The organism is Clostridium muellerianum, assembly GCF_012926525.1.
Lineage (GTDB): Bacteria > Bacillota > Clostridia > Clostridiales > Clostridiaceae > Clostridium_AM > Clostridium_AM muellerianum.
On the sequence record NZ_JABBNI010000011.1, the window covers coordinates 1 to 12,319 of the forward strand.

Consider the following 12,319-nt stretch of genomic DNA (forward strand, 5'->3'; position numbering starts at 1 on the left):
ATTTCGATGATCAGAGAGCTATAAAAAAGGGAGCAGGACATGATGGATTCACTTATGTAGGAGAACCAGTAACAGAAGGTTTTAAAAACGTAAGACAGGCCGGAGAAGCTATATCTGTTATGATTATATTAGAAGATGGCCAGGTAGCATATGGAGATTGTGCAGCAGTACAATATTCAGGAGCAGGCGGAAGAGATCCTCTATTTTTAGCTAAAGATTTTATTCCAGTTATAGAAAAGGAAATAGCACCTAAACTTATAGGAAGAGAATTAAAAGAGTTCAAAGCATTAGCAGAAGAATTTGATAAAATGCAGGTTAACGGAAAAAGACTGCATACAGCTATAAGATACGGAGTAACTCAAGCAATACTTGATGCAGTAGCAAAATCTCAAAAGTTAACTATGGCAGAAGTAATAAGAAATGAATATAATTCAGGTTATGAAATAAAAAGAGTGCCAATATTTACTCAATCTGGAGATGACAGATACGACAACTCAGATAAAATGATAATAAAAGGTGCAGATGTAATGCCACATGCACTTATAAATAACGTAGAAGAAAAACTAGGATTAAAGGGTGAAAAATTACTAAAGTATGTTGAATGGTTAAGAGATAGGGTAATAAAATTAAGAACAAAAGAAGATTACAGTCCAATATTCCATATAGATGTATATGGAACAATAGGTGCCGCATTTAATTATGATACAAAAGCAATGGCTGATTATATAAAAACATTAGAAGAAGCAGCAAAACCATTCCATTTAAGAATAGAAGGACCAATGGACGTAGAAGAAAGACAAAAACAAATGGAAGCAATGAGAGATTTAAGAGCAGAATTAGACGGAAGAGGAATAAAAGTAGAATTAGTTGCAGATGAATGGTGTAATACAGTTGAAGATGTAAAATTCTTTACAGACAATAAAGCAGGACATATGGTACAGATAAAAACACCTGATTTAGGTGGAGTAAATAATATAGCAGATGCAATAATCTACTGTAAAGAACATGGTATGGGAGCATACTGTGGAGGAACATGTAACGAAACAAATAGATCTGCTGAAGTAACTACCAATATAGGTATGGCTTGCGGTGCAAAACAAGTACTTGCTAAACCTGGAATGGGCGTAGATGAAGGATATATGATAGTTAATAATGAAATGAATAGAATTATTGCGCTAATAAATAGAAGAAAATAATTGTACTTTAATTGGTGAAAGGCGGTTTAATTAAACTGCCTTTTCATCTACGAAAAAGCACCAAAATATTTACCAAAAGGAGAAAGATGAATATGAGAGATATAAATGTATCAGAAATAACAAGTTCTATAAAAAAACTATGCATAGATGCTAATTACTTTCTTTCAGATGATGTTAAAAATAAGATTAAAAAGGCTGAAGAGGAAGAAACATGGCCTATGGCAAAGGGAATTTTAGAAAAAATACTTACAAATGTAGATATAGCTAAAAATGAGAAGATGCCTATGTGTCAGGATACTGGTATGGCGTGTGTATTTGTAGAATTAGGCCAGGAGGTTCATATAGTAGGAGGAAGCTTAGAAGACGCTATAAATGAAGGAGTAAGTCAAGGATACACAGAAGGTTATTTAAGAAAATCTGTAGTAAAAGATCCTTTAGATAGAGTTAACACAAAAGACAATACTCCAGCTGTTATATATTACAATGTGGTTCCAGGTGATAAGCTAAAAATTACTGTGGCACCTAAGGGATTTGGTTCAGAGAACATGAGTCAAATTAAAATGTTAAAACCTGCAGATGGGTTAGACGGAGTTAAAGAATTTATACTTAAAGTAGTAAAGGAAGCAGGACCTAATCCATGCCCTCCAATAGTAGTAGGTGTAGGAATAGGTGGAACCTTTGATAGGGCGGCAAATTTAGCTAAAAAAGCATTAATTAGACCTTTAGCACAGAGAAATTCAAATCCATTTTATGAAGACTTAGAAAAGGAACTTTTAGAGAAGGTAAATGCTTTAGGAATTGGACCACAAGGATTCGGAGGAAAGACTACTGCACTTGCAGTTAATATAGAAACCTATCCAACTCATATAGCAGGACTTCCAGTTGCAGTTAACATAAACTGCCATGTTACAAGACATGCAGAGATAGAACTATAATAATTTATAAATAGGAGGTATAGACATGGAAAAAAGAATTACAACTCCTTTAACAGAGGAAAAAGTTAAAGATTTAAAGGCTGGAGACAGTGTTTTAGTATCCGGAGTTATATATACTGCAAGAGATGCAGCTCATAAAAGACTTGTTGATCTTTTAGATAAGGGTGAAGAATTACCTATGAATGTAAAAGATTCAATTATATATTATGTAGGACCAAGTCCAGCAAAGCCAGGAAAAGTAATAGGTTCAGCAGGACCTACTACAAGTTATAGAATGGACCCTTATGCACCAAGATTATTAGATATAGGTTTAAAAGGAATGATAGGAAAAGGCTTAAGATCAAAAGATGTAATAGCTTCTATGAAGAAGAATAAAGCTGTTTATTTTGCAGCTATAGGTGGAGCGGCTGCACTTATGGGAAAAGCTATAAAGAAGGCAGAAGTTATAGCTTATGAAGATTTAGGATCTGAAGCTGTAAGAAGATTAGAAGTAGAAGATTTACCTTTAGTTGTGGTAATAGATTCAGAAGGAAATAATTTATACGAAATGGGACAAAAGGAATATTTAAAGTCTGTAAATGATTAATTTGAATAAGCTATAAATTACAAAGTGAGGGGAGAAAGCTAATGGAAATAAAAAATGTAGCCAAAGCAGGTACATTAGAATCAAATGACATAATGATTATGGTTGCACCAAATGAAAACGGTAAAGTAGAACTAGAACTTGAAAGTATAGTAATGAAGCAATTTGGAAAACAAATAGAAAAAACTATACTAGAAAAAGTAAAAGAATTAGGGATAGAAAGTGTAACTATAAAGGCTCAAGATAAAGGGGCATTAGATTATACAATAAAATCAAGAGTTCAAACAGCTATAGAAAGAGCAATGTAAATTTAAAATTGAGGTGAGATATATGAAAAGACTAAGAAGAACAATGCTTTTTATGCCTGGAAATAATCCAGGAATGCTTCAAAATGCACCCATACTTGGAGCTGATTCAGTAATACTTGATTTAGAGGATGCAGTAAGCCTTACAGAAAAGGACAGTGCAAGAATACTTGTTAGTGAAGCTATAAAAGCTATAGATTATTCAAAAGTAGAATTAGTTGTCAGAGTAAATCCATTAGATACTGAATTCGGACCAAAGGATGTAGATGTTATATCTAGGGTTAAACCAGATGCATTAATGATTCCTAAAGCTACAGAAGAACAGCTTGAAACCATAGATAAAGTGCTTTCCAAAATTGAAGGCGAAGAAGGATTTGAAAATAGTTGCATAAAGCTAATTCCAATTGTAGAAACAGCTTATGGATTAGAAAATGTATACAGTATAATTAAATCATCTAAAAGAGTAGTAGGAGTACTTTTAGGCGCAGAAGATTTAACTTCAGACTTTGGAATTAAGAGAACAAAAGTAGGAGAAGAAATATTTTATGCTAGAAACAGGGTATCTACAGCTTGTAGAGCGGCTAGAGTTGATGCTATAGATACACCTTTTACAGATACCAACGATTATGAAGGTTTAGAAAAAGATACATTTAAAGCTAAGAGCTTAGGTTTCACAGGAAAAGCATCCATAAATCCAAGACAGATAGATACTATACATTCAGTATTTGCACCAACAGAAGCTGAAATAAAACATGCAGTAAGAGTTCTTGAAGCAAGAGATGAGGCTAAAGCAAAGGGACTAGGAGTATTTTCACTAGATGGAAAAATGGTAGATGCACCTGTAATAAACAGAGCTGTAACTACTGTGGAGTTGGCCAAATTATTAGGTCTTATTTAATTAATATATGTGAAACTAAATCTGGAAAAAGTGAGGTATTACTATGAAAAATATACTAGGAAGAGAAATTCCTGATAATATAGAGGGATATGGAGAAGTAAAGCCTTTTAAAGGAGCTTTTTCAAATTGTGGTGTTAAAGAAAAAGTAGGTGTAAAGGTAAGTTCCGTAAAGCCAGGGGAAGATAAGGTATTAAACAGTATAGAAGAAGCTTTAGATAAAGTGGAAATAAAAGATGGAATGACTATATCTTTTCACCATCATTTAAGAAATGGAGATTTTATACTTAATAATGTAATGTATGCTATTTCTAAAAGAGGAATAAAAGATATTACTATAGCTGCAAGTTCAATATTTCCAATACATGAACCATTAGTAGAATATATGAAAAAAGGTATCGTAACAGGTATAGTTGCAAATTATATGTCAGGACCTGTAGCAGAAGCTATATCTAAAGGATATTTAAAGAAACCGGCAGTAATGATGACCCATGGTGGAAGACCAAGAGCTATAGAAAGTGGAGACTTACATATAGATGTAGCATTTATAGGAGCACCAACTGCGGACACTTATGGAAACATAAATGGAGTTTATGGAAATGCTGCTTGTGGTGCTTTAGGATATGCTGTAAGTGATGCTGAATATGCAGATAAAGTAGTAGCAATTACTGATAATTTAGTTCCTTATCCTGCATGCCCTATTGAAATCAATCAAACATATGTAGATTATGTAGTTAAAGTTGAGTCCATAGGAAATCCAGCAGGTATTGTATCAGGTACTACAAAGATAACAAAAGATCCTGTGGGACTTAAAATAGCTAAAATGGCATCGAAGGTTATGGAAGCTTCAGGTCTTGTAAAAGACGGAATGTCATTTCAAACAGGAGCTGGTGGAACATCCCTTGCAGTAGCAGAAAATTTAAAAGAAATAATGAGAGAGAAAAAAGTAACAGGAAGTTTTGCAGCAGGTGGAGTAACAGGTTATATTGTAGATATGTTTGAAGAAGGATTATTCACACATATATTTGATGTACAATGCTTTGATTTAAAAGCTGTAGAATCATATAGAAATAATCCTAAACATCAAGGTATGAGCGGGTCTATGTATGGTAACCCTCATAATAAAGGCGCTGTAGTAAATAACCTAGATGTTATGATACTTGGAGCTACAGAAATAGATACAGATTTTAATGTAAATGTAACAACAGGATCTGATGGGGTAATAATGGGAGGCTCAGGTGGACACAGCGATACTGCTGCAGGAGCAAAGCTTGCTATTGTGGTTACAAATCTTATAAAAGGAAGACTTCCTATTATAAAGGATAAGGTTACTACAGTTACAACTCCAGGAGAAAGTATAGATGTAGTAGTTACAGAAAGAGGTATAGCCGTAAATCCAATAAGAAAAGATTTAATAGAAAAATTAAAAGCTAAAAACTTACCTGTTATGACTATAGAAGAATTAAAAAATTTAGCTGAAAGTATGACAGGAAAGCCAGAACCTATAGAATTTACAGATAAAGTTGTAGCAGTAGTAGAATACAGAGATGGTACTATAATAGATGTAGTTAGAAAACCATTAAGCTAAGGAGATAAAAAATGTATGATTTAAAGCTTGAGAAAATAAGTTTAAATAATGAAGAAGAAAAAAATGAAGTATATGAGTTCTTAGAAAGCTTTGGATTAATACTGGATAAAGATGTGGATTATACAGTGGTTTTTAGAGATGGAAATAATGTAATTAAAGCTACTTGTTCTAAAGCTAAGAATATATTTAAATGCTTTGCCATATCAGAAGATATAAGAGGAGAAAATATAACTTCTTCTCTTATATCTAATTTAATAGATAAGCTTTTTGAAGAAGGAATTTACCACAGTTTTTTATTTACTAAACCAGATAAAGTGAAAATATTCACTTCCTTAAATTTTAATCTTATATATAAAGAAAAAAGTGCTGCTTTATTAGAGTATGGAATTTATAATATAAATAAAGCTTTGGATAAAATGATAGCTAAGAATAAAATAGATGTAACAACTGAAAAAGGTGCACTTGTAATGAATTGCAATCCATTTACTAATGGACATAGGTATTTAGTAGAGGAAGCTTCAAAAAAGTGCAGAGAAGTTATAGTGTTTGTGGTGGAAGAAGACAAATCATTATTTCCTTTCAATGAAAGATATTCAATAGTAAAAGAAGGCTTATCAGATTTAAAAAATGTAAATGTTGTTCCAGGCAGTGAATATATTATATCATCAGCTACTTTCCCATCTTACTTCATTAGAAAAGAAGATGAAAGACTAAAATCCTATGAAAATATTGATTGTAACATATTTGGGGAATATTTTTGTAAAAGATTAAATATAATAAAGAGATTTGTAGGTGAAGAGCCTTACTGTAATGTTACTAATACATATAATAATACATTAAAAGAAGTTATGCCTGACTATGGCGTAGAACTTATAGAAATAGAGAGAAAGAGCTATGAAGGAAATTATATAAGTGCATCTAAAGTTAGAGAACTTATAAAGAACGACCAAATGGATCAGATAAAAAAAATAGTACCTGAAATAACATGGAAGTTTTTAAATTCTAATAAAGGAAAGGAGATAAGAGAGAAAATACGAAAAAGTAACTCTCCACATTAGTTTATGAATAGATATTGGTTAACAAATTATACTTATGAAGATTATGTTAAAGATAAACAAAAAAAAGATCATATAAAAGGAATAAAAGAATATACTCCAGAAGATATATTAATATGCAGAGAAGAAAGAGTGTGTGAACAGGAAAAGTTAATTAATTTTTATAAAAAAACATTAGTTTTTATGAGAGTTAATTATCCTGGAGTTACTAAAAACAATACTATAACACTTGGAATAATGAAATTTATGAATAAATTTTTGATGGAAAAGCTTAACCAATATGTATCATATAAAAATTTTACTATAACAGCGGAAGGACCATCTTTAACACTTATTGTTAATAAAGATGCAGAGGAAACAAAGAAAATAACGGTTAGTATAGAAAACCATCATTTTTTAGGAAGATATGTGGATATTGATGTTTACGATAAAAACAATAATAGTTTAAGTAGAGGAACATTGGGATTTAAGCCAAGAAGATGTTATATATGTAGTGATGTTGCTCAAAACTGCGTAAGGTCAAGAAAGCATAATGAACAAGAAATAAAAGAGTTTATTAAAAACAAATATGAAGATTATTGTAGATGGCATAGAGTACTGTAATTATAAAAAATGAATGAAATATTTTTAATAAGTGGTTATAATAATTTATATAACAGAAATGTGGAGGTACTTTATGTTTTTTAGAAGTAATGATGATGGATTGTATAGAAAAGTTCCTATGAAATTTAAAGTAATAATATTTTGTATATTAGTGTGTGTAGTAATTGGTATATCATATAGAGAAGCATTAAATAATCGGAGAAGTAATAGTATAATCGAAAATATACATAAAGAGAATTCTAATAATAACTCAGTAATAAAAGAAAAAGAAGATGGTAATATTTCCAAAAAGTCACAAGCTCAAAAAGTTGAAGATGAAAAATATAATGAAAGTTATAAGGCTTTTGGAGAAAAGAAATATGACAATGCAATAGCATTAGCTGATGAAATTATAAAAGAAGATTCAAATTTTTATAAAGCTTATAACATTAAGGGAATAGCACTATGTTACAAAAGTAATTTTGATGAAGGAATGAAGAATATAGACAAAGCTCTTCAATTAAAACCTGATTTTGGATATGCTAGATTTAACAAAGCGTTGGCTTATGAGTTACAAGGTAATTATGATGCTGCATTAACCTGGTATGATAAAAATTTAGAGGTTGAAAATTACATATGGAGTTATTATGGCAAAGCTAGTATATATGGCAGGCGTGGAGATGTACAAAATACAGTGAAATATTTAAAAATAGCCGTAAATATGTCACCAGATGTAAAGAACATTGCAGCAAAAGAAGAAGATTTTAATCCAGTGAAGGATTCTAAAGAGTTTCAGGATATAATAAAGTAATCCCCAGTAATTATTAACTTATGGGGATTATTTTATTTTAAAAATGTGGATAAGTTAAAAAATATTGCGCTGTAATTAAAACTGTAATTTTGTAAATGAATTGTAGAAATTTAAGGGAAAGTGCTTAATTCCATGTAAAAAAACAAAACGAGCAATATTTTTTTATATGATTAAGGTATATTTATTCCATACTTCTTACACTTTAAAGATACGGTTCTATGAGTAATTCCTAGAGCTTTACCAGCCTTGTTATAGCTTTTATAGGTTTTCATAGCTATAGTTATTAGTTCTTTTTCATATGCTTCTAAAGGTTGAAGCTCACCATTTCTTAAATTTATTAAAGAACCGTCTTCTAATTTACTGTTTTTAATATAAAAAGGCAGATCCTTCTCTGTTATATGTTCACCCTCACACATGTTTATGGCTCTTTCAATAATGTTTTCCAATTCTCTTATGTTGCCGGGCCAATGATATTCTTGTAAATGCATAAGAGATTTTTTATCTATACCTATAATATTTTTGTTTAATTTAATATTTATTTTATGAATAAAGTGTTCTACTAAAAGATTTATATCTTCTTTTCTATTTCTTAAAGGTGGCAATATAATATTTATAATGTTTAATCTGTAATAAAGATCTTCTCTAAAAGTGCCTTCCTTTATCATTTCGTCTAGATTTCTATTAGTAGCAGCAATTATTCTTATGTCTACAGTTTGAGTAGTAAGACCACCTACACTTTCAAATTCTCTTTCTTGAAGAACCCTTAATAGTTTAACCTGCATAGATACAGGCATGTCGCCAATTTCATCTAGAAACAAGGTGCCACCGTCTGCTATATTAAATTTTCCAGGTTTACTTTTAGCAGCTCCAGTAAAAGCCCCTTTTTCATATCCAAATAATTCACTTTCAAGTAAATTTTCAGGAATAGCGGCACAGTTTACTCTAACAAAAGGCTTATTTTTCCTATTACTATTATTGTGAATAGCTTTAGCAATGAGTTCTTTACCAGTTCCACTTTCACCACGAATTAATACAGTAGAAGGTGAATTGGAAGCTTTTTGTGCAATAAATAAACAATCTTTAAGGGAACTACTGCAGCCTATTATAGAATTAAAGGAACTGCTAAAGTTATGCCTATTTAATTCATCTTTATAATAATTTAACTCCTCTTCAGATTTTTCAAGTTTTTTAACTAAGTCTTTAATTTCATCTACAGTTTTTGATATAGAAATAACACCTTTAAATATTCCGTCTATGAAAATAGGCTCTATTGTGGATACTATACTTATGTTATCTTTACGATAAATTTTATTTTCAATTGGTGATTTTGTATTAAATACTTTAATTCGGAGTCCATTTGGAGATATATTAATTAAATCTTTTCCTACAATATCCTTATTTTTAATACCAAAGTGTTTTTCGTAAGATGGATTTACATAACTTACAATTCTTCTATCATCTACAAAGCAAATTAAGTCATGAGATGCTTCTAATATTTTTTTAAATTTTTCATTTAATTCCTTGATACCTATTAGTTCAGATATATCTTGAAATACGCCTAAAGCTCCAATAATTTTATTATTAGAATATATAGGAGATCTATTTGTTAAAACAAGGTGGTTATTTATATATTGTGTTTCTCCAACTTTACGTTCTTTTGAAGTTACTATGTGAGGTAAATCAGAAGTTGGAATGATATCTTTTACGAAACGTCCTATTACATCTTTTTGATTTTTATCAACTATTTTAAGAGCATAGTCGTTCATAGCTGTAATATATCCATTTACATCAATAACTAATATTCCTACAGGTATGTTTTTTACTATTTGATCATAAGCTATAGTATTCTCTTCAATTATGTCATCTATTTTTGATAAAACTGAATTATTATTATCTACAATATATATAGTTATAAAGTTACATAACTCCAGTACTGAATTTTGACCTTCTATAGAATTTTCTTTGCAAGAAATTTCAACTATTTCGCCTTCTTTTATTTTTAAAGATAATAAAGCTAACATGCTTATAGCTAAAGGTTCTTTTGCAGATAAATTTCTTATGTATAGATTTATTCCATATTTATTTTTGAGTTCTGTAGCTTTATGAACTATCATAGCGGCAATTCGTGTATGTATTCCATTATGTATTTGTATTGTTATACTACTTTTGTACATAATTCACCTCCGTTTGATAAAAAATATCATATATGTGTGTAAATGCTGATAAAATTTATCAAGTATAATATTAACTCAAAACCCCATGTAAGTCTACATGTTAAAAGTAATTTTTTAATTACTTAATAAGAATATGATAGTTTAAGTTGATAATTTTTAGCAAGCTTTCTTAAACAAAATATTATAAAATTCTTATATGAATTTTATAATTTTGTTTCAGAATTGTAATTTTTATTGATAAATTAAGGTCTGCAAAAAAATCAGTGTCAAATAGTTTAAGAGTTTTTTGAATTTGGCATGGAAATTGCTTTAAATATTTTAGAGTTAAACAATTATTGTAAAATTAGAAATTAAATTTTAAATATAGGTTTGATAATTATTGTAATTATTTTTGAGGAGGATAAGTAAAATATGAAAAAAGGAATAGCAGCTTCAAAAGGATATGCTATAGGCAAAGCTTTAATAAAGGAAGACAGTGAAGTTAAAATTGAGGAAAGAAAAATAGAAGATATAAAATCCGAAAAAGAAAGATTTAAAAAGGCGTTAGATTTGTCAAGAGAACAATTAACTAAAATAAAAGAAAAAGCAGAGAAAGAAATGGGTGCTGACAAAGCGGCAGTATTTGAAAGCCATATGATGCTTTTAGATGATCCAGAATTTGCTGGTGCAGTTGGTATGGAAATAGAAAACAATATGGTTAACGCTGAAAAGGCTCTTAACGATGTTGCAACCATGTATGCAGGTATATTTGCAGCTATGGAAGATGAGTATATGAGAGAAAGAGGTGCTGATGTTAAAGATGTTAGTAAGAGAATTCTTGCTAATCTTGCTGGAAAAGTATCAGCAGATTCAGAAGAAATGGCAGCTAATACAATAGTGATTGCTCATGATTTGACACCTTCAGATACTGCTCAACTGGATAAAAGTAAAGTTATAGCTTTTTTAACTAACATAGGAGGAAGAACATCGCATAGTGCTATAATGGCAAGAACTTTAGAAATTCCAGCTGTTGTAGGCTTAAATGATATAACAACTTCAGTAAAAAACGGCGATACAGTAATTGTAGATGGTAATGAGGGTATAGTTATAATAAATCCAGATGAAAATACTATAAAAGAATATGAAGTTAAAAAAGAGGGTTACGAAAAAGAAAAAGAAGAACTTAAAAAGCTTATAAATGTAAAAACTGTTACCAAAGCTGGAAAGAGAGTAGAAGTAGCAGGGAATATAGGAAAACCACAAGATGTTCATCAAGTTATAGAAAATGGCGGAGATGCAATAGGTCTTTTCAGAACAGAATTCTTATATATGGATAGAGATGATATGCCAACTGAAGAAGAACAGTTTGAATCATACAAGTATGCAGTAGAAAAGATGGAAGGGAGACCAGTGGTAATAAGAACATTAGATATAGGTGGAGATAAAAAGCTGCCATATTTACCACTACCAGAAGAAATGAATCCTTTCTTAGGATACAGAGCTATAAGACTTTGTCTTGATAAAAAGGATATATTTAAAATACAATTAAGAGCATTACTTAGAGCTTCAGCTTTTGGTAATCTAAAAATAATGTTTCCGATGATATCTTCCTTAGGAGAATTCTTACAAGCAAAAGAAATTCTAAGTGAATGTATGGAAGAATTGAAGAAGGAAGGAAAAGCATTTAATGGAGAATTAGAAACAGGAATAATGGTAGAAATACCTGCAGCAGCAGTATGTGCAGATGAACTTGCAAAGTATGTTGATTTCTTTAGTATAGGAACTAACGATTTAATACAATATACTTTAGCTGCAGATAGAATGAATGAAAAAATATCATACCCTTATAATCCAATGCATCCAGCGGTTTTGAAACTTATAAAAATGACTATAGAAGCTGCTCACAAAGAAGGAAAATGGTGTGGTATGTGTGGAGAAATGGCTGGAGATGAAAAAGCTATTTCTACATTAGTGGAATATGGTTTGGATGAATTTTCTATGAGCGCATCTTCAATATTAAAAGCAAAACAATTAATAATGGAGAACTAATTTAGCTAGCTTATTCAACTTAATATATAAGATAAAACCTGATTTGAACAAAAGTTCTGATCAGGTTTTATTATTAATGAAAGTATTATCTTTAATCTATGTTTTAGTATATAATATAAAATATATATTAAAATGTTGAATAAAAAGTTCGTTCTAATATTTGTGCA

General features: G+C 30.2%; 11 protein-coding genes. 10 read left to right on the forward strand and 1 reads right to left on the reverse strand.

Annotated elements, in window-relative coordinates; genetic code table 11:
* The 9 genes from HBE96_RS05635 to HBE96_RS05675 form a co-directional block, all read left to right on the forward strand.
* Positions 1-1,196, forward strand: a 1,196-nt coding sequence (locus tag HBE96_RS05635) for a methylaspartate ammonia-lyase (protein WP_169296780.1), incomplete at its 5' end; no start/stop codon positions are given.
* Positions 1,197-1,288: 92 nt separating this feature from the next.
* Complete coding sequence (locus HBE96_RS05640) at positions 1,289-2,131, forward strand: fumarate hydratase (protein WP_169296781.1); 843 nt, start codon at positions 1,289-1,291, stop codon at positions 2,129-2,131.
* Between the two features lie 25 nt (positions 2,132-2,156).
* Positions 2,157-2,717 carry a Fe-S-containing hydro-lyase gene (locus HBE96_RS05645; protein ID WP_169296782.1) on the forward strand — a complete coding sequence of 187 codons (561 nt, stop codon included), beginning with the start codon at positions 2,157-2,159 and terminating at the stop codon, positions 2,715-2,717.
* Between the two features lie 41 nt (positions 2,718-2,758).
* Entirely contained in the window at positions 2,759-3,022 is a 264-nt protein-coding gene (gene citD / locus HBE96_RS05650; protein WP_169296783.1) for a citrate lyase acyl carrier protein, read from the forward strand.
* Positions 3,023-3,044: 22 nt separating this feature from the next.
* Entirely contained in the window at positions 3,045-3,917 is an 873-nt protein-coding gene (locus HBE96_RS05655; RefSeq protein ID WP_169296784.1) for an HpcH/HpaI aldolase/citrate lyase family protein, read from the forward strand.
* Positions 3,918-3,960: 43 nt separating this feature from the next.
* Positions 3,961-5,502 (forward strand): citrate lyase subunit alpha, encoded by a 1,542-nt coding sequence (gene citF, locus HBE96_RS05660; protein ID WP_169296785.1) that lies wholly within the window; start codon positions 3,961-3,963, stop codon positions 5,500-5,502.
* An 11-nt stretch (positions 5,503-5,513) separates the two neighbouring features.
* Positions 5,514-6,560, forward strand: a complete 1,047-nt coding sequence (citC, locus tag HBE96_RS05665) for a [citrate (pro-3S)-lyase] ligase (protein ID WP_169296786.1) — start codon at positions 5,514-5,516, stop codon at positions 6,558-6,560.
* 3 nt (positions 6,561-6,563) lie between these two features.
* Positions 6,564-7,160, forward strand: coding sequence for a citrate lyase holo-[acyl-carrier protein] synthase (gene citX / locus HBE96_RS05670; protein WP_169296787.1), 597 nt, complete (start codon positions 6,564-6,566; stop codon positions 7,158-7,160).
* Positions 7,161-7,233: 73 nt separating this feature from the next.
* The gene (locus HBE96_RS05675; RefSeq protein WP_169296788.1) at positions 7,234-7,950 is read left to right on the forward strand and encodes a tetratricopeptide repeat protein; all 717 of its coding nucleotides are present in this window, start codon (positions 7,234-7,236) and stop codon (positions 7,948-7,950) included.
* A 170-nt stretch (positions 7,951-8,120) separates the two neighbouring features.
* On the opposite strand, the gene HBE96_RS05680 is transcribed toward HBE96_RS05675, so the two are convergent.
* Positions 8,121-10,124 carry a sigma 54-interacting transcriptional regulator gene (locus tag HBE96_RS05680; RefSeq protein WP_169296789.1) on the reverse strand — a complete coding sequence of 668 codons (2,004 nt, stop codon included), beginning with the start codon at positions 10,122-10,124 and terminating at the stop codon, positions 8,121-8,123.
* 411 nt (positions 10,125-10,535) lie between these two features.
* On the opposite strand from HBE96_RS05680, the gene ptsP reads away from it, so the two are divergent.
* Positions 10,536-12,152: a phosphoenolpyruvate--protein phosphotransferase gene (gene ptsP / locus HBE96_RS05685; RefSeq protein WP_169296790.1), complete on the forward strand. Its 1,617-nt coding sequence runs from the start codon at positions 10,536-10,538 to the stop codon at positions 12,150-12,152.
* Positions 12,153-12,319: the final 167 nt, after the last annotated feature.